Origin of the sequence: Paraburkholderia eburnea (genome assembly GCF_002917095.1) — a bacterium.
GTDB classification, from domain to species: domain Bacteria; phylum Pseudomonadota; class Gammaproteobacteria; order Burkholderiales; family Burkholderiaceae; genus Paraburkholderia; species Paraburkholderia eburnea.
This window is the reverse complement of record NZ_PQGA01000004.1, coordinates 278367-300339: the sequence shown is the minus strand read 5'-3', so window position 1 is coordinate 300339 and position 21973 is coordinate 278367. Positions and strand designations below refer to the sequence as shown.

The 21973-nt window shown below is 66.1% G+C and carries 19 protein-coding genes; 12 read left to right on the top strand and 7 right to left on the bottom strand.

All coding sequences use genetic code 11. The features are described 5' to 3' along the window. Window positions 1–150: 150 nt before the first annotated feature. Window positions 151–672, top strand: a complete 522-nt coding sequence (locus tag B0G62_RS11900; RefSeq protein WP_103704378.1) for a cysteine hydrolase family protein — start codon at window positions 151–153, stop codon at window positions 670–672. On the opposite strand, the gene B0G62_RS11895 is transcribed toward B0G62_RS11900, so the two are convergent. Beyond that, window positions 665–1780, bottom strand: coding sequence for an alpha/beta hydrolase family protein (locus tag B0G62_RS11895; RefSeq protein ID WP_103704377.1), 1116 nt, complete (start codon window positions 1778–1780; stop codon window positions 665–667). The two genes, B0G62_RS11900 and B0G62_RS11895, sit on opposite strands and share 8 nt — an antisense overlap. A 492-nt stretch (window positions 1781–2272) precedes the next feature. On the opposite strand from B0G62_RS11895, the gene B0G62_RS11890 reads away from it, so the two are divergent. Next, window positions 2273–4375: a putative bifunctional diguanylate cyclase/phosphodiesterase gene (locus tag B0G62_RS11890; RefSeq protein ID WP_208624223.1), complete on the top strand. Its 2103-nt coding sequence runs from the start codon at window positions 2273–2275 to the stop codon at window positions 4373–4375. 30 nt (window positions 4376–4405) lie between these two features. Here B0G62_RS11890 and B0G62_RS11885 read toward each other — a convergent pair whose 3' ends face one another. Further along, complete coding sequence (locus B0G62_RS11885) at window positions 4406–5284, bottom strand: IclR family transcriptional regulator (protein WP_103704375.1); 879 nt, start codon at window positions 5282–5284, stop codon at window positions 4406–4408. Window positions 5285–5715: 431 nt separating this feature from the next. Between B0G62_RS11885 and B0G62_RS11880 the strand changes: the two genes are divergently transcribed. Then, on the top strand, window positions 5716–6258 hold the full coding sequence (locus B0G62_RS11880) for a cysteine hydrolase family protein (protein WP_103704374.1): 543 nt from the start codon (window positions 5716–5718) through the stop codon (window positions 6256–6258). A gap of 75 nt (window positions 6259–6333) precedes the next feature. On the opposite strand, the gene B0G62_RS11875 is transcribed toward B0G62_RS11880, so the two are convergent. Together B0G62_RS11875 and B0G62_RS31205 are read right to left on the bottom strand one after the other, a co-directional pair. Beyond that, the gene (locus tag B0G62_RS11875; RefSeq protein WP_103704373.1) at window positions 6334–7341 is read right to left on the bottom strand and encodes an acyl-CoA dehydrogenase family protein; all 1008 of its coding nucleotides are present in this window, start codon (window positions 7339–7341) and stop codon (window positions 6334–6336) included. A gap of 149 nt (window positions 7342–7490) precedes the next feature. Beyond that, a complete protein-coding gene (locus B0G62_RS31205; protein ID WP_167401229.1) occupies window positions 7491–7922 on the bottom strand; it encodes a hypothetical protein in 432 nt (143 codons plus the stop codon). Between the two features lie 83 nt (window positions 7923–8005). Between B0G62_RS31205 and B0G62_RS11870 the strand changes: the two genes are divergently transcribed. From B0G62_RS11870 to B0G62_RS11845, 6 genes are all read left to right on the top strand, one after another. Further along, window positions 8006–8302, top strand: a complete 297-nt coding sequence (locus B0G62_RS11870) for a hypothetical protein (protein WP_103704372.1) — start codon at window positions 8006–8008, stop codon at window positions 8300–8302. 611 nt (window positions 8303–8913) lie between these two features. Then, entirely contained in the window at window positions 8914–9963 is a 1050-nt protein-coding gene (locus B0G62_RS11865) for a 2-keto-3-deoxygluconate permease (RefSeq protein ID WP_103704371.1), read from the top strand. Beyond that, window positions 9960–11300, top strand: coding sequence for a four-carbon acid sugar kinase family protein (locus B0G62_RS11860; RefSeq protein ID WP_103704370.1), 1341 nt, complete (start codon window positions 9960–9962; stop codon window positions 11298–11300). Before B0G62_RS11865 ends, B0G62_RS11860 begins: the two co-directional genes overlap by 4 nt. 81 nt (window positions 11301–11381) lie before the next feature. Continuing rightward, window positions 11382–12380: a 4-hydroxythreonine-4-phosphate dehydrogenase PdxA gene (gene pdxA, locus B0G62_RS11855; RefSeq protein WP_103704369.1), complete on the top strand. Its 999-nt coding sequence runs from the start codon at window positions 11382–11384 to the stop codon at window positions 12378–12380. Window positions 12381–12462: 82 nt separating this feature from the next. Then, on the top strand, window positions 12463–13230 hold the full coding sequence (locus B0G62_RS11850) for a DeoR/GlpR family DNA-binding transcription regulator (protein WP_103704368.1): 768 nt from the start codon (window positions 12463–12465) through the stop codon (window positions 13228–13230). A 148-nt stretch (window positions 13231–13378) separates the two neighbouring features. Continuing rightward, window positions 13379–14032, top strand: a complete 654-nt coding sequence (locus B0G62_RS11845) for an FMN-binding negative transcriptional regulator (protein WP_103704367.1) — start codon at window positions 13379–13381, stop codon at window positions 14030–14032. Between the two features lie 18 nt (window positions 14033–14050). Here the strand turns inward: B0G62_RS11845 and B0G62_RS11840 are convergent, their stop codons facing one another. The 3 genes from B0G62_RS11840 to B0G62_RS11830 form a co-directional block, all read right to left on the bottom strand. Further along, complete coding sequence (locus tag B0G62_RS11840) at window positions 14051–17524, bottom strand: AAA family ATPase (RefSeq protein WP_103704366.1); 3474 nt, start codon at window positions 17522–17524, stop codon at window positions 14051–14053. Further along, window positions 17521–18753 carry an exonuclease subunit SbcD gene (sbcD, locus tag B0G62_RS11835; protein ID WP_103704365.1) on the bottom strand — a complete coding sequence of 411 codons (1233 nt, stop codon included), beginning with the start codon at window positions 18751–18753 and terminating at the stop codon, window positions 17521–17523. Before sbcD ends, B0G62_RS11840 begins: the two co-directional genes overlap by 4 nt. Before the next feature lie 73 nt (window positions 18754–18826). Continuing rightward, entirely contained in the window at window positions 18827–19783 is a 957-nt protein-coding gene (locus tag B0G62_RS11830; protein WP_103704364.1) for a GlxA family transcriptional regulator, read from the bottom strand. 131 nt (window positions 19784–19914) lie between these two features. Here B0G62_RS11830 and B0G62_RS11825 point away from each other — a divergent pair, with 131 nt between their 5' ends. The 3 genes from B0G62_RS11825 to B0G62_RS11815 are packed head-to-tail and all read left to right on the top strand — an operon-like array spanning window position 19915 to window position 21966. Further along, window positions 19915–20712: an SDR family NAD(P)-dependent oxidoreductase gene (locus B0G62_RS11825; protein ID WP_103704363.1), complete on the top strand. Its 798-nt coding sequence runs from the start codon at window positions 19915–19917 to the stop codon at window positions 20710–20712. A 56-nt stretch (window positions 20713–20768) separates the two neighbouring features. Further along, window positions 20769–21530: an SDR family oxidoreductase gene (locus tag B0G62_RS11820; protein ID WP_103704362.1), complete on the top strand. Its 762-nt coding sequence runs from the start codon at window positions 20769–20771 to the stop codon at window positions 21528–21530. A gap of 34 nt (window positions 21531–21564) precedes the next feature. Then, window positions 21565–21966 (top strand): nuclear transport factor 2 family protein, encoded by a 402-nt coding sequence (locus B0G62_RS11815; RefSeq protein ID WP_103704361.1) that lies wholly within the window; start codon window positions 21565–21567, stop codon window positions 21964–21966. Window positions 21967–21973 lie beyond the last annotated feature (7 nt).

Genomic DNA, 21973 nt, shown 5'->3' with positions numbered 1-21973 from the left:
GGTTTTTAACGGGTTCCGGTGCGGCGGTCGCGCCTCGGAAGCCATGATGCGCGCCGCGCTCGCGTAGACTGATCGGCGCGAACTTTCTCGCACCTCTTTGTACACTTTGCCTCTTTTCGCGCACTCAATCAAAAGACCAGGAGCTTTAGCATGAGCCAACCCGCGCTGATCGTCATCGACCTCCAGAACGACTACTTCCCGGGCGGGGCGTTCGAGCTATGGAACGCCGACGCCACGCTCGCCGTGGTCGAGCGCGCCATCGGGCGGGCGCAGGCGAAGGGCGTGCCGGTGATCCACGTCCAGCATGTCGCCGACGCCGCCAAAGGCAACGCGCCGTTCTTCAACGCGGGCACCGTGGGCGTCGAAACGCACGCGCGCATCCAGGCGGCCGCGCCCGACGCGCCCGTGGTCGTCAAGCAGTTCGCCGATGCCTTCGAGCGCACCACGCTGCACGACACCTTGCAGCGTCTGGGCGTGGACGAACTGATCCTGTGCGGGATGATGACGCAGAACTGCGTGACGCATACGGCGCTGTCACGCCGCGCCGACGACTACAAGAAAGTGACCGTGCTCAGCGACGCCTGCACGACGGTCAGCCAGATGATTCACGCGATCGCGCTCAACGCGCTGGCCACGCGCGTGACGCTCGCGCCGGCCGACGCCGCTATCTGAGGTTGCGCGCGAAAAACGCCAGCACTTCCCGAGCCGCGAGCGCATGAACGGCGTCGCGATCGACGCTAGGGCCGTCCTTGCAGATGCGCGCCAGCCGTTCGACGGCGCCCGGCAGGCAGGTGTCGAGGAAGGTGTAGTGCGAAGCGCCCGGCACCATCGTCAGGCTCGCCTGCCGCAGGTTCGCCTGCCGCAGAAAGCCCGCGATGCGGCGCACGTTGGTGTCGGGCGGTACGGTGGTGTCGGCGGTCCCCGCGAGCAGGGCAACGGGAATCGTCACGTCCTTGAAGGCGTCGGCGTCGAAGGCTTCGCCCAGCGCGGGCGCGATCGCGAACACGGCCCGCACGCGGGCGTCGCGGTACGAGTCGCCCGAGCGCGCGAACGAGGCGCGCATGGCTGGCGTCGGCGGCGTCGGGAGCGGGGCGCTTGCACCGCTTGCGCCTGCAACCAGACGTTTCGCTTCGGGCGGATGGCAGATGGCATCCGCCTGCGGCGAGCGGCAGAATGCCTCCAGCGCGTGCACGTCCGTGCGTGCGCCCGCGATTTCCAGCACCGTATAGCCGCCGAGCGAGAACCCCGCCGCGCCGATGCGCGCCGGGTCGATATGCGTCCCAAACTGCGCATCGGCCAATAAAGCGTCCAAAACGTTGCTCAAATCCGCGGCGCGTTCCCACCAGAGCATGAAGCCCTCGCGCGTGAGGGGTTCGAGTTCGTTATTGCCCGGATGATTGACGGCGGCCACGATATAGCCATGCGCGGCGAGCGCGCTGGCGAGCCAGTCCTGATCGTTGGCGCTGCCGCCCGTGCCATGAGAAAGCAGCACGAGCGGAAAGCGCGTGTCCGCGTCGCCGGCGAGCGCGGCGTCGCTGGCAACGGGATGGCCGCGAAACAGTGGATCGCCAGGGCGGCCAATGTCGCGCGGCGTTTCGGGCGTGGCGCTCGCGACGGGATACCAGATCTGCGTGAGCAGTTGCTGCGTGGCGGCGCCGCGCCAGTTGCGCTCGACGGTGGGATGGATGACGCGCGTAGTCAGGCCGACGTGCCACGGCGCGGTGTTTCCAGTTTCATCGGCCAGGACGGCGCGCGCCGGCCCCGAAAGCAGCGCAGCCATGCAAAGCGAACACGCCGCGCGCCGCAAGAAACAGGCAAGCGCACAGCTTGATCCCAAGTCAGCAAGAACACGCGTCATGCTCGCCCTCCCGGCCTCTCGTCGATACGGAGTCCGATTCTATTGAAGAAGCGAAAACGGGCGTCGTCATATGACGTTTTTCACCGCAGCCAACCGTGAATCCAGGCAATCTGTCCGAAAAATTACATGAAACGTTTGCAAATGCTCGAATAAAAAAGGGCTTTATAAAGTTATGCCGCGCAGGTGCCGTAAACTGGCGAACGGGCTGCGTGCGCGTGGCGCGAGGCTCGTCCGTCCCGAACTTCCCTTTTCGGCAATGGCGCACGCTTCGGCCAGATACCGAGGCGCGGCGCCGTGATATCGTCGCGCCCCTGCGCGTGAGCTGTGTGCCGGCTGGGCCGCAAACCGCCAGTGCGGCCCACTGCAACGATTGGCGCCGCCAATCCATTCAGGCTCAAAGGAGGCCTTCCGGTGATGAACGTGCTGGGCTGCATCGTCTACAAGCACAATCCATGGCTCGTCATCGTGGCCGTGCTGATCTGCGGCGCGGGCTCGTGGGTGACGGCGCGCCTCGTGCGGCGCGCGTTCGCCACGCGCGGCATGCAGCGCGCGGGCTGGCAGTTCCTCGCCGCCACCACGGCGGCCGTGGCGATCTGGTGCACGCACTTCGTGGCGATGCTCGGCTACGAGCCGGGCGTGCCCGTGACCTTCGATGCGGTGCTGACCATCGTGTCGCTGCTCATCGCGCTGGCCGGCAGCTTTCTCGGCCTCTTCGTGGCGTGCAGCGGCTTCACGCGCGCCGCGCCCATGCTCGGCGGCGCGCTGGTCGGGCTCGCTATCTCGCTGATGCACTACACGGGCATGACGGCCTATCGCGTCGAGGGCATCGTCACCTGGAACCGGCTCTATCTGGTGACGTCGATCGTGCTTTCGGTCGGGTTCAGCGCGCTCGCGTTCGATCAGGCCTCTCGCAAGCCGGGCGCGGCGAGCACGGGCGGCAGCGTGACAGGCGCGCGCTCCCAGGTGGGCCTCGTCGCGGCGCTGCTGGCGATCGCCATCGCCACGCTTCACTTCACGGGCATGTGCGCGTTCGAGATCGTACCGCTCGCCATCGATACGCACGCCTCCAATCCCGCCGCGCTCCAGGCGCTCGCGCTGGCGGTGGCGGGCATGGCCTTCATCATCGCGGGTGCGGGTCTCGTGAGCTACCTGCTCGACGACAGCGTGCGCGCCGAATCGGTCGAGCATCTGCGCACCATGGCGCTGTCCGACATGCTCACCGGCCTGCCCAACCGCGCGGGCTTCAACGAGCGTCTCGACGCCGAGATAACGCGCACCGCCGCGCATGGCGGCAAGCTGGCGCTCATCGGCATCGACCTGAACCGCTTCAAGGACATCAACGATCTGCGCGGCCATCATGCGGGCGACGAAGTGCTGAAGATACTGGCGCTGCGTTTCAAGAGCCTCGTTCGCGAGGACGAATTCGTCGCGCGGGTGGGCGGCGACGAGTTCGTGGCGCTGCGCCGCTTCGCGCGCCGCGAGTCGCTCGACGATTTCCTGAACCGGCTGGAGACGGCGCTGTTTCGCCCGATTCGTTACGACGACTGGGAAGTGATCTCGGGCGCGAGCATGGGCGTGGCGATCTACCCGGACGACGCTACCACCAAGACGGTGCTCATCAATAACGCCGATCTCGCGATGTACCGCGCGAAGGCGGATCTCACGCGCTCGGTGTGCTTCTACGAGCCGAAGATGGACGAGATGGCGCGCGCGCGCCGCTCGCTGGCGGCCGATCTGCGCGACGCGCTTTCGCGCGGGCAGTTGAGCGTGCACTACCAGGTGCAAACCTCGATCGCCAGCGGCGAAATCTGCGGCTACGAGGCGCTGCTGCGCTGGGAGCACCCGCGCCACGGTTTTATTTCGCCGGGCGTGTTCATTCCGCTGGCCGAGGAAAACGGGCTGATTCTCGCGATTGGCGCATGGGTGCTGCGCGAGGCCTGCTCGCGCGCCGTCACGTGGCAGCCGCCGTGCAAGGTGGCGGTGAACCTGTCGGCGGTGCAGTTCGCGCACGCGGACCTACCCTCGCTGGTGGCCGAGGTGCTGGAGCAAACCGGGCTGCCGCCATCGCGGCTCGAACTCGAACTGACCGAATCGACCATCTTCGCCGACCGCGAGCGCTCGCTCGAAACGCTCCAGCGCATCAAGGCGCTGGGCGTGAGCCTTGCGCTCGACGACTTCGGCACGGGGTATTCGTCGCTCGACACGCTGCGCTCGTTCCCGTTCGACAAGATCAAGCTCGACCAGTCCTTCGTGAGCGAAGCCGAATCGAGCCGTCAGGCGACGGCGATCATCCGCGCGGTGCTGGCGCTCGGCAAGAGCCTTGGGATTCCCGTGCTGGCCGAAGGCATCGAAACCCAGGATCAGCTCGACCTGCTCGCGGGCGAAGGCTGCGACGAGGTGCAGGGCTTCCTGCTGGGCCGTCCCGTGCCGCTCGCGCAACTGGTGGCCAGCGGCAAGCTCAAGCTTTCGGGCGCGCCGATGGCGCTGGCGCCATCGGTGACGGTCGCAACGGGCTGAGCGCGCGCTGCGCGTAAGGACGCGCGAAGGCTAGTTCGCCGCCAGACGCCACGGCCGCGCTTCCATGTCGTGCGCGACGCCGCTCATGCTGCCGAGCGACGCCTCTACGCGTCGCACGAGCGACATCAGCCGCGGGGCGATGTCGTCGATCAACTGATTACCGTTGAGATTGAACACGGCAATCGAACAGCTGAACACCCAGTATTCGTCGTCGATGGGCGACGCCAGCGGAATCGCCACCGAATGAATCTCGCGCTGCATGTCGCCATACGACACCGTGCAGCCGATCTCGCGTAGCTGCTGCTGCGCCTGCGCGAGCCGTTGCGCGAGCAGCTCGCCCTTGGCGGGATCGAGCGCGAGCGTGTCTTGCAGATACTGCTCGCGCGACGCGCCCGGCACGGCCCACAGATACGCGCGTCCCGCCGCCGTGCGCGACAGCGAAACCCGCGTGCCGGTCTCCGCGCGATACACCGCGCTGCCCGCGCCCTGAATCACCTCCGAGTAGGCGAGGTTCATGCGATGGCCCACGGCGAGCTTCACCTGGCCCTGGCAGTAGTCGGCCAGCTCCTGCATCATCGGCCGCGCGATCTGGCGCACCGTCATGCGGCCGAGCGCGGGCGCGGCGAGGCTCAGCATCTCGGTGCCCAGCACGTATTTCGAAATACGCTCCGAGTGGCGCAACAGGCCGAACTCGCACAGCGTATTGATGAGCCGCAGCGCCGTGGGCTTGGGCAAGCCGGTGCGCTCCACCAGTTCGCGCGCCGACAGCTCCGACGCCCCCATCGAAAAGCACTGCAGGATCCGGATGCCCCTTGCGAGCGCGCTCACCAACGGGGCGTCGCTGGACGAATCGGCCGCTTCGTCGGCGCGGGCGGCGGTCTCGCGGTCGCGGGCGAGGCGTTCTTTCATGTCGGATTCCTTCTTCGGGACGAGGCTGGCGCAGCCGGTCAAAAATGGCGCGCCTTGCGGCAAACCCGGCATTCTAGCTTTCACCTTTGCGCTAGAACAATTTTTTTAAGACGACAGGCTCATTTTCTGGAAATCGCGACGCTATGCCGCTATCCAGGGGGTAGGGACTGTGGCTGGATTTGGCGAAATCCGGTCTCGCCGGTTCGAATATCGCCGTGGCAGGTTGACGCTGGGCGTCGACTTCCTGCATCATCGACGACATGATCCTGCATGCCATCGCACGTACGACTACGACCACCACGACCGCTTCTGGCGGGTCGTGAGGTCGATACGCGAGCAAGGTTCATTCGTATCTGCCACAAGGCCCCGCCGGTAACGGACGGGGCCTTGTCGTTTCTCCCGTCCGTTCCGGCTTCACAAGGAGAAACGCCATGCAGGCCAGCGCCCCCAGCCAACGCGCTTTGTTGATCGTCGATATGCAGGTTGGTCTTTTCCACGGCAATCCGCCGCCTTACGAGGGCGCGCGCGTGCTCGCCAACATCAACACGCTGATTGCCCGCGCTCGCGCGGCCGATGCGCCGGTTTATGCCGTGCGTCACACCGGGCCGGCGGGTTCGCCGATCGCGCCGGACAGTGAACTGACGAAACTCGTGAGCGGGCTCGACGTGGATGCCGCACGCGATGGCGTGTTGGTGAAAACGCGGCCCAATTGCTTTGTCGGCACGGATCTCGCGCAGCGGCTGGCCGATGCCGGCGTGAACGAACTCGTGATCGTGGGCATGAAGACGGAATATTGCGTCGATACGACCTGCCGCGCGGTGTTCGATCTGGGCTTGCGCGCCGTGCTGGTCGAGGATGCGCACACCACGGTCGATTCGCCCGGTCTGAACGCGCGCGACATCATCGCGCATCACAACCGCACGCTGAATGGCCCGTTCGTGACGCTCGCGCGGACTGAGGACGTTGCGTTTTGACGCGGTAGAGCGGCATAAAAAAACGCGCCTCGTGAAAAGGCGCGTTTTCAGTTACCGCGTGGAAGGGTCAACGCGTCAGTGCCCGAGCGTCGCCACCTCATCGAGTGCGTCGAAAATCCCCACAACATCGTTATCGACGACACAGCGCTGATCGCGCGCATGTGTGCCGACCACGACCTCGTCCCAGAAGGCTTCCGAGCCATACTGCAGCCGTTGCGCGTGCAGGCGTCGGGTAAACAACTGAAGATCGACCTTCTCTGCATTGCCGACCGTGCTCATCAGACCATGCGCGCCGCTGGCCACGAGCGGCGCCGCACGGCTCGCGCGCGCCTTGGCGATGGCGCCGGCAAGCCGCTGCTCGCCGCTGCGATGCGCGGCGCAGCCTTGTTCGGCGGCAGCGCGCGTGGCGGCGACGTGGCCTGCCATCACGCTCAACTGGCGCTCAAGCGCGAGGAAGGTGCTGCAGGTGCGGCTGGCCGGCGCGCGTCCGTTCACATAGGCGGTGCTGATGTCGAGCACGCGCTGCATCGCGCCCGCCATGGTGGCGGCAGTCACGATGGCGCCGAGTTCCGCGATGCCGCGCGCGGGCAGCGGCTGCGCCGTGCGCGTGTCGAAGCGCACCGTGGCGTCCAGCCCGTCGCCGTGCTTCTCCAGGCAGGCAGATTTGAGCGCGACCAGCCAGGTGCCGGCGGACGTTTCCACGACCACGGCGTCGGCGACCTGACCGTAGGGCACGAAGGCCGCGCGTTGCGTGGCGTCGGCGATCGCAAGCGCAATGGGGCCGCGCGGCGCGGCCACGTTGGCGGCGGCGAGCAGATGGCGCGCGATCATCGTGTGCGCGGCGGGCAGCGGCAGCGCGTGCTGGCCGAACGCGAACAGCACGCCCGCGGCCTGTGCGAGCGGCAAATCGGCGCCGCCCTGGGTCTGCGGCACGAGCGCGTCGAGCAGGCCGAGTGCTTCAAGTTGCCGCCAGAGTTCGCGCCCGGCGCGGCGGTCCTGTGTCAACTCCACGCCGCGTACGAATTGCGGGGTGCAGAGGTCGGCGAGTACGGTTTGCGCCGATGTCGTCAGCATGTCGTCCATGGTGTGTCTCTCCCTGGGTAGCGTCATGCGGGCGCTCGATGGTGCGCGTGCTGCGCATTTGTCATGGATCGTCCTCCTGATGCTTGCTTGAGTCTCGTTATATGGGCGCCTTTTCTACGCGCGATTTGTGTGGTTCGCGCGACGCCGTATTAGATCGTTCCGATTCTAGAAGCGCACATCAGGTGAGGCAACCCGAAAAAAACCCGGAAAAAATCCCCTAAATCGATTTTCAGCGCGCGAGGCGCGTTGATTCGAAAGGGGAAAGCGCCGGCAAAGCCAATGTTTTCGGGGTATACGCGCAAGCCGGGTGAATCGGCCGCGGTGTTATTCCGCATGACGAATGAATCCATTGCTGAACCGGAAATAGCGGAAATGAAGCGGACGCGATGCTGCAAAGTCGTTGCGGGCGCAAGGGGTTTGCAGCGTTTGGCGTGATGCGCGGAGCAACCGGAATGCGGCTTGATGGCTATAGGCCCCAAATATTCCATGGATCGAAAACTGAGACGCATGGTCAAGCCCGCCGTCCGAACGCGGTTATTGTCGTATGACGAAAGGCAGAGACCATCGGCGCTGAAAAGCATTGCGGGACGCGCCGAACATCATCGCGCCGCCAGACGCGTCCGGGGATAGACGGACAGAGCGGCAAATAAAAAACGGGAAAACAATGAGCGCCATACCGAAAACCCCCACTCAAGGTACCGGCGGCCTGCTGCCCGCCATCCTGGCGGACGCCGAACTCGACCACGTCGAGCGCATGGTGCAGTACATGAGCCGTATGCAGGCGGCGCGCAGCCCGCGCGGCATCGACGGCAAATACTGGAAGAAGCGGCTGCGCGCCCTCGAAGCGACCTACGATCTCGTCGCCACGCAGCGCCGCCGCGTCGCGCGGCTGTTCGAACTGCTGGAAGGCGCGGATCAGGCGGCGGGATCGGCGGCGTCGCGCAGCGCCTTCGCCTCGTAGCGGTTGCGCTTGTCGTATGCCTTGCCGGATCGGCGCCCACGATCCCGATCAGGCCGGGGTAGTCGATCAAATACGCCTTGCGCGCGTCTCGCGCGAAATCGTCGCTGAGGAATTCGCGCGAACGCAGATGCACGCGCCTCGCGAACAGCTTGCCTCCAGCGCGCCGTGATAGAACCGCCGCGCGTCGTCCCAGGCATCGCCGCCCACCGACGCGCAGGCGCGCCGGACTCCTCCTTCTTTTCCACGCCCAGATAAAACGCCCGGCTGCCGTTGTAAATCACGGCCGGCGCGTCGCTGCGTTTGCGCAGGCGATACCACCAGTAGTTCTGAAGATGTGGACGCACTGCGAAAAACGCGTTCCATTCCTTCGATCTGACGATGCCTCTAGTCCGGTCATGCGCTTGTCGGGATCGATCGAGTCCGTTCCGCTAACCGTCCCTGATTTTGATCGTTTCGATCAAATCAATGAGCGAATTGCGCAATTACTCCAGCGCGTATACACTCCGACGTGATCGTTCCAATCAAAAAAGTGAGCAAGCCGATCAAAATCCCCAGCGCGATCACGCCGGCTCAAGGCGCGCGCCGATCGGATCATCATTGAGGAGACTCCCATGGCTCAGATTCCCATCAAGCGTGCTATCGAGCGCGTTCCCGGCGGCATGATGATCGTGCCGCTGCTGGCCGGCTCGCTCGTCGCGACCTTCCTGCCAGGCCTGCCGAAGTTCTTCGGCTCGTTCACGAACGCACTCTTTACCGGCGCGCTGCCGATCCTCGCGGTGTTCTACGTCTGCATGGGCGCGAGCATCGATGTGAAGGCCACGCCCTATCTGCTCAAGAAGGGCGGCGCGCTGTTCGCGACCAAGGTGGGCGCGGCGATCCTGGTGGGCATCCTGCTGGGCCATCTGCTCGGCGAGCAGCCGGTCGCCTCGGGACTGTTCGCGGGGCTTTCGACGCTGGCCGTGGTCGCCGCCATGAACGACACCAACGGCGGTCTCTATATGGCGCTGATGGGCCAGTACGGCCGCTCGGAAGACGTGGGCGCCTACACCATCATGTCGCTGGAGTCGGGGCCGTTCCTCACCATGGTCACGATGGGCGTGGCCGGGCTGTCGGCGTTCCCGTGGCAGACGCTGGTGGGCAGTATCCTGCCGCTGTGCGCGGGTATGCTGCTAGGTAATCTGGACCGCGAAATGCGCGCTTTCCTCGCGCGCGCCGTGCCGGTGATGATTCCGTTTTTCGCGCTGGCGCTGGGCGCGGGCCTCGATCTGCACAAGGTCTGGCAGGCCGGTTTGCTGGGCATCGGTCTGGGTGTCGCCGTGGTGATCGTCACGGGCATTCCGCTCTACTTCGCCGATCGCGTGACCGGCGGCACGGGTGTGGCCGGCGTGGCGGCCGCCAACACGGCAGGCAACGCCGCCGCCGTGCCCGCGCTGGTCGCGGCGGCCAATCCGGTCTACGAACACGCGGCGCAAAGCGCGACGCTGCTGGTCGCCGCCTGCGTGGTGGTGACGGCGATCGCCTCGCCGGTGCTCACGGCCTGGGTGGCGAAGCGGGCACAGGCGCGCGAGGCCGCGCGTGACGCAACGCGTGAAGCAACGCGCGAAGCGAGCCGCCCGCAAAATCACACGCAGGCACGCGAAAGCAAGAGGCTCGCTCCATGAAGCTGTTGATCATCGCCGACGATCTTTCGGGCGCCGCCGACTGCGCGATCGGCTTTGCGAGCGCGGGCCATCGCACGGTGGTGACGCTCGATGCGTCGGGTGACGCGCGCGAAGTGCCGTCGAGCGCTACGCCGAACGACGCCGACGTGATCGCCGCCGACACCGACACGCGCCGCCTCGCGCCCGCCGAAGCCGCTGCCCGCACCGCGCAGGCGTTCGCCGCGCTGGGCCGCGAACGACGCCTCTACAAGAAGATCGATTCGACGCTGCGCGGCAACTGGGCCGCCGAAGTCGCGGCTTTGCAGGCGCGCGCGGGTCTGGCGATCGTTGCGCCCGCGTTTCCGGCGACGGGCCGCACGGTGCGCGGCGGCGCGCTGGTCGTGCACGGCGTGCCGCTCGAACAGACACAAACCTGGCAACTCGAACACGCGGGCCGCCCGGCCGATATGGCCGCGATGCTGGCAAGCGCGGGCCTCAAAAGCGAGCGCTTCAATGCGGCCCTGCTGCATGACGAGCCGCGCGCGCTCGCGCGCCGCACCGCGCTGATCGCCTCGGAAGGCCCGGAAGGCGCGCAGGCCTTGATCGTGGACGCCGAAAGCGCCGAAGATCTGCGCGCGCTGGCCCGCGCGACGCTCGAACTCGATAGCGCGTTTTTCTGGGTCGGCTCGGGCGGGCTTGCGCGCGAACTGGCGACGCTCGAAGCGGCTCGCGCCAGCGATATCGACGACAAAGGCGGCAGCGCGCCAGGCCCGATTCTCGTGCTGGTCGGCAGCCTGTCCGCCGTGGGCGAGCGTCAGTGCGCCGTGCTGCGCGAGCGCGTGGAAGTCGCCAAACTCGCCGAACTCGTGGTGCCGCCCGAGGTGCTGCGCGCCGGGCCGGCGCACGCGCACTGGGCGCAATGGGGGACTCGCATCGGCGTAGCCCTCGGCGCGGCGCAAGAACACGCCGATTTGCTCCTGCGCATTGGCCGCGATGATGCGTTCGATCCCGCCGAAGGCGCGCATCTTTCGGCAATGCTGGCCGCGTTGGTCGCGCCGCACTTCGCGCGCCTTGGCGGCCTGATTGCCACGGGCGGCGAGACCGCGCGCGCGATGCTCGACGCCGCGGGCATCGGCAGCCTGCGCCTGATCGCCGAAATCGAGGCGGGCGTGGCCGTGGCGCGTCCGCATACGCTTACGCCGACGCATATCGGCACGCACGACCGGCCCGCCGTCGTTACCAAGGCGGGCGCTTTCGGCACCGACGAGGCGCTGTACGCGGCGTGGCGCCATCTCGGCGACCGGCGCGGCGACATGCACAGCGATGAGTCGAAACAAGACACAACACACAGTACATAACCCCCGACATCAGCGCGCACGGCGCGCGAGGCCTCTCAATGAGCCGCGCGCCGACGCCTGTTCAGCACCCTTGAGGAATTTATGAGCACCTATATCCCCGTCATCGGCATCACGATGGGCGACGCCGCCGGCGTCGGCCCCGAGGTGGTCGCGAAGAGTCTCACGCACGCGCAGGTCTACGCGCAATGCCGCCCCGTCGTGATCGGCGACGCGCGCCGGCTCGAACGCGCCATCGCCATCTGCGGGCTGAAGCTCGCGGTGCGCCGCGTGAACGATCCGTCCGAAGCGCGCTACGAGCCGGGCACGATCGATGTGATCGACCTGAACCTGATCCCCGACGATTTGCCCTTCGGCCAGCTTTCGGCGCTGGCGGGCGACGCGGCGTATCAGTACATCGCGCGCGCGGTCGAACTCGCGCAGGGTAAGCAGATCGACGCGATCTGCACGGCCCCGCTCAACAAGGAAGCGCTGCATGCGGGCGGCCACAAATACCCGGGCCACACGGAAATGCTCGCGCACCTCACGGGCGTCGAGGAAGTGTCGATGATGCTGGTCGCGCCGCAACTGCGCGTGATCCACGTGACGACGCACATCGGCATCATCGACGCGATCCGCAAGATCGAGCCGGGCCTCGTGCAGCGCACGATCGAGCGCGGCAACGCCACGCTCGTGAAGGCGGGCATCGCGAAGCCGCGCATCGGCGTGTGCGGGATCAATCCTCATGCGGGCGAGAACGGCCTGTTCGGCTACGGCGAAGAGGAGGAGAAGATCATTCCGGCGGTCAAGCTGCTGCAGGAGCGCGGTCTGGACGTGACCGGCCCGCTGCCCGCCGATACGCTGTTCTTCCGCGCGGGACGCGGCGATTTCGACCTCGTGGTGGCGATGTATCACGACCAGGGCCACGGTCCCGTGAAGGTGCTGGGCCTCGAAGCGGGCGTGAATGTGACGGTGGGCCTCGAAGTGATCCGCACCTCGGTCGATCACGGCACGGCGTTCGATATCGCGGGCAAGGGCGTGGTCGATGAAGGCAGTCTGCTCGAAGCGCTGCGCCAGGGCGCGGAGCTGGCCACGCGGCGTTGACGTTGCCGTATCGCCTGAGTGGGGACGAGGCCCGCGCGCCATCGTGTAAGATCGCCGGGTCCGTTCATCCCCACCCCATGCAATGAAAGCATCCGACCGTCACCGCGCCATCCTCGAACTCGTGCAAACGCGCGAGGCCAACGTCGAACAGTTGACGGAGGCGCTGGGCGTGTCGGAAGCCACGATCCGCCGCGATCTGGCCGTGCTGCACAAGCAGCGCCGCCTCGTTCGCACTTATGGCGGCGCCACGGCGCTGGTCGGCGTGCACGAGCCGGAAGCCTCGCTCGAAGAGCGCAAGGCGGCGCAGCGCGAACAGAAAGAGCTGATCGCGCTGGCGGCCGCGGCGCACGTGCGCGACGGCGACACCGTCATGCTCGACGGCGGCACCACCTGCGCGGCGCTCGCGCGCCATCTGGTCACGCGCACGGATCTGCACGTCATCACCAACAATCTGCTGGCCGTGATGACGCTCGCGAACGCGCCGGGCATCGAAGTCACGCTGCTCGGCGGCGATCTGCGCAGCACCAGCATGAGCACGCTCGGGCCGCTCGCGGAACTGCTGCTGTCGCGCGTGAGCGTGGATACCGCATTTCTGGGCGCGGATGGCGTGGTGGCCGGCTTCGGCCTGTGCGAAGCGAGCGCGCAGCAGGCGTCGCTCAAGGACTGCATGATCCGGCGCGCGGCGCAGGTGATCGTGCTGGCGGACTCCGACAAGCTCGGTCGCGCGCGTCAGCAGCACTGGACGCCGCTGGAGCGAGACTGGCGGCTGATCACGTCGGCGAGTGCGAGCGAGGATACGTTGGAGCCGTTTCGCGCGCTGCAACGCGTCGAGGTCGAACTGGCGGGCTAGGGCGCTTTTCTCGCGCTCGCTCTTTCTGGTTCCCCGTTTGCGTGCGGCGCTGGCTCTACAACCGGGCGCGCTTTAGCGCGACAATCAGGGTTTCCCCATCCGCGCATGGCCCGGCCGCCGTGCGCCACACCCGCATCGTGGAGCCGCCATGTACGTCCCCGCCCATTTCGACGAATCCCGCCCGGAAGTCCTGCACGCGCTGATCGCGCAGCATCCGTTCGGCACGCTGGTCACGCATGGCGCAAGCGGTCTGGACGCCAATCACATTCCGTTCGAACTCCTTGACAATATGGGTGCGCCGGGTACTTTCGGCACGCTGCATGCCCACGTCGCGCGCGCCAATCCGCTCTGGCAGGACGTCAAGGATGGCGACGAAGTGCTCGCCATTTTCCGTGCGGGCGACGCGTATATCTCGCCCACCTGGTACCCGAGCAAGCACGAAACCCATCGCCAGGTCCCCACGTGGAACTACGTGGTCGTGCATGCGCATGGCCGTATCCGCATCCGCGACGACGAAAAGTTCGTGCGCGGCGTGGTCGCGCGCCTCACGCGCACGCACGAGGCGGACGAGCCGCAGCCCTGGAAGATGGGCGACGCGCCCACCGACTATCTCGACACCATGCTCAAGGCCATCGTCGGGCTGGAGATCGAGATCACGCGTCTCGTGGGCAAGCGCAAGCTGGGGCAGAACAAGGAAGCGCGCGACATTCGCGGCGCGGGCGAGGCACTAGTGGCGCGCGGCGAAGGCACGATCGGCCGCGAGATGCTCAATCATCTCGCGGGACTTGAAAACAACCCTTGAATCGCGTGGGCGGGTGCCTTAAAGCACCAGCCGCGAATGCCCGATTCCGCCGCCTTTCTCCACGCGGATCTGCGTGGCGATACGATCCTTCAGCCCTTCGACGTGACTGATCACGCCGATCATCTTGCCGCTCGCGTTGAGCGTATCGAGCGCATCCAGCGCGATTTCGAGCGTGTCGCCATCGAGCGTGCCAAAGCCTTCGTCGAGGAACAGCGAATCGATCGACGTCTTGTGGCTCACGAGATCCGATAGCGCGAGCGCGAGCGCCAGGCTCACGAGAAAGCTCTCGCCGCCCGAGAGCGTGCGCGTGTCGCGCGTGGCGTCGGCCTGCCAGCCATCGACGATCTCCAGTTCCAGCTCGCCCGTCGATTTGCGGCGCAGCAGATAGCGCGCGTGCAGCCGGTCGAGATGGCGGTTGGCGAGCGCAAGCAGATGATCGAGCGTGAGGCCCTGCGCGAAGCGGCGGAACTTGTCGCCCTTCGCCGAACCAATCAGCGAGTCGAGCCGCTGCCAGAGATCGGCATCCTGCGATTGCGCCTCGATCTGTTCGAACAGCGCACGCTGGCTTTCGCGCTGCTGCGCATCGCGCGTCAGTAGCCCGCGCTGATGGCCCAGACGCTCGTTGAGCGCCGCGCATTCTTTTTCGAGCGTATCGAGTTGTGCCTCCAGCGCTTCGAGCGTCGCGTCGGTCCGCACGGGCGGCTCGACGGCTTGCAGGCTTGAGAGCTTGCCGCGCGTGCTTTGCAGCAGGGCGCTGGCGGTCTGCTTGTCCTGTTCGCGTTGCTGTTTGAGAGCCTGCAGCCGCTTGCGTTCTTCTGTCGGCAGCAAGGCGGCGAGGAAAGCCGCTTGATCGGCGAAGGGGCTTTGCGCGAGCGCCGCTTGCCAGGCTTTGGTGGTTTCTTCGAGCGCCGTGCGCTGTTGCGCGAGCGTGCGTTCGAGATGGCTCAACTGGCCGTCGAGCGCGGCCAGCTCGCGCGTCAAGGCATCGGCGCGTGTGGTGCTGGCTGCGAAGTCTTCCGGCGAGGCGTCGCCGTCCGCTTCCTCTTCATCAAATAAGGATGCCGAAGCATTGGCGTGTACCGTCTCCACGCCGATGCCAGCGCATCGTTCGCGCCACGTCTGCCATTGAGCGCTGGCGGTTTCGCACAGGGCGCGCTGGCGCACGAGATTCTGGCCGAGCGCCTGAAGGCGCTGTTGCGTTTCCTGCCATTGACGCCATTCGGCGCCGCGCGCGGCCAGCCAGGTGGCGGAGTCGTCGGGCAGGGCGTCGAGCGCGTAGCCGCCCGCGCGCAACGCGTCGAGGAGGACCGTGGATTCGTCGTCGTGCGCAACTTGCAGCGTGGCGCGCTCGCGGGCGAGATCTTCGCTGCGCTCCTGCAGGCTCTTTAGCGATTGTTCGAGCAAATCGGCGCGGGCGCGGGCGGCCTGAAGCGCGTCGGCGCAACGCGTGTTCGCTTCGCGCGCGCGGGTGAGGGCGGCTTCGGCTTCTTCGGCGGTGTCGAGTTGCTGCTTGAGTTGCTGCGCGGTGCGACCCGCCGCTTCGCGCGCGGATGCGAGTGCATCGGCATGTTGCCATGCATCGGCTTCAAGGGTCCGCGTTGCAAGCTCGGTGACCAGAGCGTCCCATTCCTCGCGATTCTGCGCGACGCGAACGGCCAGTTGTTCATGTTGCGCGCGCTGCTGCGCGAGAGTCGCACGCAGCGCCGACAAGGCCTGCTCGCTGCCATTCAGACGCTGCGCGCAAGCCTGCCATTCCGCGCGCGCCGCTTGCAACGCGGCCTGCGTCGTGGATTCATCGAGCGCGCGATACGCGTCGATTGCCGGGTGTTCGTGCGAGCCGCACAACGGACACGCATCGCCGGGCTGCAATTGCTCGCGATGTTGCGAGAGGCTGCGGATCATCTGCTCCTGTTCGAGCAGCTTTTGCTTGTCTTCGACGCGAGCCAGCAACTGCACATGCGATTGCTGGAGCGTTTGCGATTCCGCAGCTTTGGCGTCGATATCGCCTAGCGTGCGCGTTATGGAAGCTGCCAGCGTCTGTTCTTCATCGGCGAGCGCGCGCCTGCGCTCGGCCACGGTTTCCAGTTGCTGCCAGCGCGTGAACGTCACCTGGGACGCGTGACCTATCTCGCGCAACTGCGCGAGCGTTTGTCCCGCCAGGCGAGTTTGCTGCGCCGTCTGAAGTGTTTGCAGGCCCGCGTCCGCTTCGCTCTTCGCGCGCTCAGCGGCGCCAAGCGTCGCTGCATGTTGCTCACGCTGCGTGCGCTGCTCGTTCTGTTGCCGCTCCACATCGCCAAGCTGCCTTGCGCGCGCGGCGATATCCGCAGCCATGCGCTTGCGCTGCTCGAATTGCTGACGCCATGCGCCAGCGCGCTCGCCTAGCTCGGCAAGATGTCGATTCGACGCACAGTACGTATCGAGGCTGCGCTGTTCCGCTTCGAGCCGCGCAAGTTGCGCGTCGCCGTCACGCACGATGCGCGCGGCGAGCGTAGCCGTCGCGCCATATTGCTGCCGTTGCGCGGTCAGCCGCTGGGTGCGCTCCAGACGCAACGCGGTTAGTTCGGCGTCCGATTGACGGCAGGCCGCCTCGCCCTGCTGCACGGCCAGGTGAGTGGGGCGCAGCGCTTCGGCGGGCTCGCTTGCGGCAAGCCGTTCCAGTTCCGGCGCGGCGGCGTCGAGCGCGGCGGCCGCCGCGGTTTCGCGCACGAGCGCCGTTTGCGTATCGGCTTCGGCTTGAATGAGGTCTCGACGCCATTGACGTTGCGCGTGCAACGTTTTTGTCTGCACGCCTGCTGCGCTCAACTGGCCCGTGAGGGTGACGATGTCCTGTTCGATCGTCGCGCGCTGCGTGGCGTCGAGCAATTCCATGCCTTCGGCTTTCGCGCGCAACTGCTTGAGCGCGTCGCGCGCTTCGCCCGCGCGCTCGAACACGCGACGCGAGATTTCGCCGTAAATTTCCGTGCCGGTCAGCTCTTCGAGCAGTTCCGCGCGATCGTTCGCCGTGGCGTTGAGGAAGGCCGCGAAGCCGCCTTGCGCAAGCAGCATCGAGCGCGTGAAGCGCGGAAAATCGAGCCGCGTGATCTCGGTCACGCGGCGCAGTTTCTCGTTGATATGAGTGGTGAGGATCGTGCCGTCGCCGCTTGCGAGTTCGACCTTGGGCTGCTGCAAAGCGCCATCGACCTTGTCGCGCGCGCGGCGTTGGCTCCAGAAGGCGCGAAACACTTCGCCCTTCACTTCGAGCACCACTTCGGCGAGGCAGTCCGCCGTGTGGCGCGTCATGATGTCGTTCGCGGTTGCCGAAAGTGTCTTCAGACGCGGCGTCTCGTGATAGAGCGCGAGGCAGATCGCGTCGAGCAGCGTGGACTTGCCCGCGCCGGTCGGGCCGGTGATGGCGAACAGGCCGTTATCGGTAAACGGCGGCTTCGTGAAGTCGATATGCCACTCGCCCTTGAGCGAGTTGAGGTTCTTCAGGCGCAGGCTGCGGATCTTCATGCCTCGCCCTCCACGGTGGACGCAACGACGGCCTTGTAGCGCGCGGTGAGCGCGTCGCGGATGTCATCGTCCAGCGTTTCGTGTGCGAGACGGCGCGCGAATACGTCGAGCGGATCGAGTTCGTCGAGGGTCACGCCCGCGTCGGCCGATAACTGCGCCACGTTGCTGCCGCGCTCGCGGCGAATGCGCAGCACTTCCAGCGGCAGACCTTCGGCCAGCGTCTGGATGCGCGCGGGCAGATCGGCCAGATAATCGTCTTCGGCGACCGTCACTTCGATCCACACGGGGCGCTCGGGCGAGGCGTCTTTTGCCGCGTTCGCGAACGCATCGGGCAGCGTCTTGAGGTTGCCCTTGAGCGCAACGAGCGGCTGGAATACCGGCACTGGCAGCGGCGTGACGCCTTCAAGGCCCGCTTCGCCCAGCTCGACCAGCAGCATTTCCTTTTGCTGCGAGGCTTCGTCGAAACTCAGCGCAATGGGCGAGCCGCTATAGCGGATATGCGCGAGGCCGCCCACTTTCTGCGGGCGATGGATATGGCCGAGCGCGATGTAATCGACCGGAGGGAACGCGCTGGTGGGGAACGCTTCGAGCGCGCCCACGTAGATTTCGCGCACCGATTCGCTCGCGCTTGCGCCCACCGTCGTGAGATGGCCCGTCGCGATCAGCGGCACGGCATGGCCGAGTTCGGCTACCAGCGCTTTGCGCCGCGCATCGGCGGCCACGAAAACCGCTTGATAATAGGCCTGAATCGCAAGTTGCAAGGTTTGCTGCTTCTGCTCGGCGCTTTGGCCGTACTCGCTTTGCATCACGTCGCGCGCGCGGATAAAGGGCACGGCGCAGACCACGCAACCGGGCGTCGCTTTCGCGCGCAGTGGCAACACGCGGACCTGCGCCTCGGGCGCGTCGGCGTGAGGCACGACACGCGCCGAAAGCCGCTCCAGCAAGGCGCTGCTTTCACGCAGCGTCGCCACGGAATCGTGATTGCCGCCGAGCAGGAGCAACGCCACGCCCGCCGTGTGCAGGCGCACCACGAGGTCGCTGTAGAGCTCGCGGGCGTAGCTGGGCGGCGTGCCGGTATCGAAGATATCGCCGGCAATCAGGACCGCATCGACGGCATGCTCGTCGACCTGGGCCACGAGCCAGTCGATCAGTTGCCGATGCTCGGCCTGACGGCTCTTGCCCATGAAGTTCTGGCCCAGATGCCAGTCCGAGGTGTGAAGAAGACGCATGAGGGGTGAGGCAGATTCGTTTTAGTGACGTGCGCGGCGCGCGCGAGTGCAGCGATTGTAGTGCAGCGGGCCTCTACGCAAGGCGTTGTTCGCCGCGTGCCTCGCGGCGCACGGCTTGGGGCGGAATGCCGAATCCGCGCATGAACGCCTCGCGCAGATGGCGGCGGTCGCGAAAGCCGGTTTCCCTGGCGATCACTTCGAGCGGATGGCGGCTTTGTTCGATCATCAGCCGCGCGGCTTCCAGGCGCAGCCCTTCGATCGCCTTCGCGGGCGACTGCCCGGTTTCGAGCGTGAAGACGCGACTGAACTGGCGCGGGCTGAGATGCACACGTTCGGCCAGCTCTTCCACGGTAAGCGAACCATGCAGATTCTGCCGTGCGTAGTTGAGCGCGTTCTGGATGCGGTCCGACTTGGGCGCGAGATCGAGCATTTCCGAATGCTGCGACTGGCCGCCCGCGCGGCGCTGGTGCATCACGAGCTTGTGCGCCACGGAGCGCGCGATATCGGCGCCCAGATCCTTTTCCACCATCGCGAGCGCCAGATCCAGCCCCGCCGTCATGCCCGCCGAGGTCCAGATCGGCCCATCGACGATATAGATGCGGTCCTCTTCCACACGAATGTCCGGAAAGCGCTTCTGCATTTCGCGCCCATAGAACCAGTGCGTAGTGGCGCGCCGCTGCGCGAGCAGGCCCGCGGCGGCCAGCACGAAGGCGCCTGTGCAGATGCCCGCGATCCGGCGCGCGCGCGGCGCGGCCTTACGCAGAAACGTCAGTATCTTGGGCGGCGGCGGCTCGATGAGCGGGTCGTTCACACCGGCGACGATCCACGTATCGATGTCGATGCGCCCGCGCAGCGCGCGCGTGCCGACCGGAATATGCAGCGAGGAGCGGACCTCGCCGCCTTCCGGCGAAAAATTCTCCAGCTTGTAGAAGTCCTGGCCCGCTGTCAGGTTCGCGTGCTCGAACACCGATTGCGGTGCAAGCGTCATGATCTGAAAGCCCTCGCTCAGCAAAAAGCCGATCCGGTGCATGGCGGTTCTCCGGTCATCCGATGTCCGGAATCATACCTAAATACGTCATTTCCGTCACAGCGCGAGAACGCCAGAATGCATTCACGGCATCACCTTTCATCCTCGCGAATCCACACAAAAGGAGTCTCATCATGGCACAAGCACACGCAGGTACGGCCCTCATTACGGGCGCATCGTCGGGCATCGGCGCGGTCTACGCGCAACGGCTCGCCGCGCGCGGCTACGACCTGATTCTGGTCGCCCGCAACCGCGAGCGCCTGATCGCGCTGGCCGAGCGCATCACCAACGAGACGCATCGCAGCGTCGAAATCATCGACGCCGACCTCAACGACCGCGCGGATCTCGCAAACGTGGAAGCGAAGCTCAAGGAAGACGCGAGCATCACGCTGCTGGTCAACAACGCCGGCGTGGGCACGCACACGCCGCTGCTCGAAAGCGATGTGGACGCCATGTCGCGCCTGATCGACCTCAATGTGGGCGCGCTCACACGGCTGACTTACGCGGCGGTGCCGGGGTTCGTCGCGCGCGGCAAGGGCGCGGTCATCAATATCTCGTCGATCGTGGCGATTTCCCCGGAGACGCTCAACGGCGTTTATGGCGGCAGCAAGGCGTTCGTGCTGGCTTTCAGCCAGTCGCTGCATCACGAACTGGCGGCCAAGGGCGTGCAGGTGCAGGCGGTTCTGCCCGGCGCCACGGCTACGGACTTCTGGCAGATCGGCGGCCTGCCGGTCGAACATCTGCCGCAAGAGATCGTCATGTCGGCGCACGAACTGGTGGACGCGGCGCTCAAGGGCTTCGAGCGCGGCGAACTCGTGACGATTCCGTCGCTGCATGCAGGCGAGGAATGGGACGCCTATGAAGCTTCCCGCCGCACGATGGCCCCGCATCTGTCGGACAAGACTCCCGCAAGCCGTTATACGGATGCTTGAGAAACATGCTGTATTCCAAGGTCGAAAGTCAATTCATTTGATAAGGATATCGAATCATGAAATTCACAGGAAACACCATTTTCATCACGGGCGGCACTTCCGGCATCGGACGCGCGCTCGCGGAAGCCTTGAGCGCACGCGGCAACAAGGTCATCGTGGCGGGACGGCGCAAGGCGCTGCTCGACGAGATCACGAAGCTGAACCCGGCCATCGACACGGTCGAACTCGATATCGGCAATGCCGGGCAGATTCGCGCGGCGGCGCAGCAACTGATCGAGCGTTATCCGTCGCTGAACGTGGTCATCAACAACGCGGGTATCATGCCCTTCGACGATGCAGGTGGCGCGCTGGACGACGCGGCGGCCGTGCGCCTGGTGGAAACGAACCTGCTCGGCCCGGTGCGCGTGAGCGCGGCTTTCGTCGAGCATCTGAAGCGCCAGCCCGAGTCGTGGATCATCAATAACAGTTCCGTGCTCGCCTACGTGCCGCTTGCGGCCACGGCGCTGTATTCGGCTACCAAGGCGGCGATCCACTCGTATTCGCTGTCGCAGCGCTTCGTGTTGCGCAACACCAGCGTGCGCGTGCTCGAAATCGCGCCGCCGTGGGTGGACACCGATCTCGTGCGCAAGAGCGGCGACCCGCGCGCCATGCCGCTCGACGCCTTTATCGCCCAGACGCTGGAGCGGCTGGAGACGGCCACCACCGAAGTCGTCGTGGACGGCGCCAAGCCGATGCGCGACAACGCCGGGCCGAACGAGCACGCGTTCGTGGAGCAGTTCAATCAGTACATCGTCGATAACCCGATTCCGGTCGAATAACGCTCCGGTGTCGCGCAGTGAAGGAGTCAAGGTCATGACCAAAACGATCGAAGCGCAGAACACGGCTCTGGTGCTGGAAGCGCTGGACACGCTGTTCAACCGCAAGGACTATGCGAAGGCCGCGCAGTTCTGGTCCGAAGATTACGTTCAGCACAGCGGCCACGTCCCTGCGGGCCGTGAAGGCTTGTTCGGCCTCGTGCGCGCGATGGGTGACGTGCGCTTCGAGTACGACAGGGTCATCGCCAAAGACGACTTCGTCTGGGTGCATAGCCGCTACACCAGTTCGGCGAGCGCTGCTGCGTTGATTGCCGTCGATATTCTGCGTATCGAGGACGGCAGGCTCGTCGAACATTGGGACGTGCTTCAGGACGAAGCCACGCGCGCCGCATCGGCCGGCGGCTACCCGATGTTCGGCGGGCGCTTTCCGGGGGAGTAGTCGGGCG

Bases quoted from the DNA above. Each gene is read 5' to 3' on its own strand.
- B0G62_RS11900 (WP_103704378.1), top strand. From the start codon at position 151: ATGAGCCAACCCGCGCTGATCGTCATCGACCTCCAGAACGACTACTTC.
- B0G62_RS11895 (WP_103704377.1), bottom strand. From the start codon at position 1,780: ATGGCTGCGCTGCTTTCGGGGCCGGCGCGCGCCGTCCTGGCCGATGAA.
- B0G62_RS11890 (WP_208624223.1), top strand. From the start codon at position 2,273: ATGAACGTGCTGGGCTGCATCGTCTACAAGCACAATCCATGGCTCGTC.
- B0G62_RS11885 (WP_103704375.1), bottom strand. From the start codon at position 5,284: ATGAAAGAACGCCTCGCCCGCGACCGCGAGACCGCCGCCCGCGCCGAC.
- B0G62_RS11880 (WP_103704374.1), top strand. From the start codon at position 5,716: ATGCAGGCCAGCGCCCCCAGCCAACGCGCTTTGTTGATCGTCGATATG.
- B0G62_RS11875 (WP_103704373.1), bottom strand. From the start codon at position 7,341: ATGGACGACATGCTGACGACATCGGCGCAAACCGTACTCGCCGACCTC.
- B0G62_RS31205 (WP_167401229.1), bottom strand. From the start codon at position 7,922: ATGCTTTTCAGCGCCGATGGTCTCTGCCTTTCGTCATACGACAATAAC.
- B0G62_RS11870 (WP_103704372.1), top strand. From the start codon at position 8,006: ATGAGCGCCATACCGAAAACCCCCACTCAAGGTACCGGCGGCCTGCTG.
- B0G62_RS11865 (WP_103704371.1), top strand. From the start codon at position 8,914: ATGGCTCAGATTCCCATCAAGCGTGCTATCGAGCGCGTTCCCGGCGGC.
- B0G62_RS11860 (WP_103704370.1), top strand. From the start codon at position 9,960: ATGAAGCTGTTGATCATCGCCGACGATCTTTCGGGCGCCGCCGACTGC.
- pdxA (WP_103704369.1), top strand. From the start codon at position 11,382: ATGAGCACCTATATCCCCGTCATCGGCATCACGATGGGCGACGCCGCC.
- B0G62_RS11850 (WP_103704368.1), top strand. From the start codon at position 12,463: ATGAAAGCATCCGACCGTCACCGCGCCATCCTCGAACTCGTGCAAACG.
- B0G62_RS11845 (WP_103704367.1), top strand. From the start codon at position 13,379: ATGTACGTCCCCGCCCATTTCGACGAATCCCGCCCGGAAGTCCTGCAC.
- B0G62_RS11840 (WP_103704366.1), bottom strand. From the start codon at position 17,524: ATGAAGATCCGCAGCCTGCGCCTGAAGAACCTCAACTCGCTCAAGGGC.
- sbcD (WP_103704365.1), bottom strand. From the start codon at position 18,753: ATGCGTCTTCTTCACACCTCGGACTGGCATCTGGGCCAGAACTTCATG.
- B0G62_RS11830 (WP_103704364.1), bottom strand. From the start codon at position 19,783: ATGCACCGGATCGGCTTTTTGCTGAGCGAGGGCTTTCAGATCATGACG.
- B0G62_RS11825 (WP_103704363.1), top strand. From the start codon at position 19,915: ATGGCACAAGCACACGCAGGTACGGCCCTCATTACGGGCGCATCGTCG.
- B0G62_RS11820 (WP_103704362.1), top strand. From the start codon at position 20,769: ATGAAATTCACAGGAAACACCATTTTCATCACGGGCGGCACTTCCGGC.
- B0G62_RS11815 (WP_103704361.1), top strand. From the start codon at position 21,565: ATGACCAAAACGATCGAAGCGCAGAACACGGCTCTGGTGCTGGAAGCG.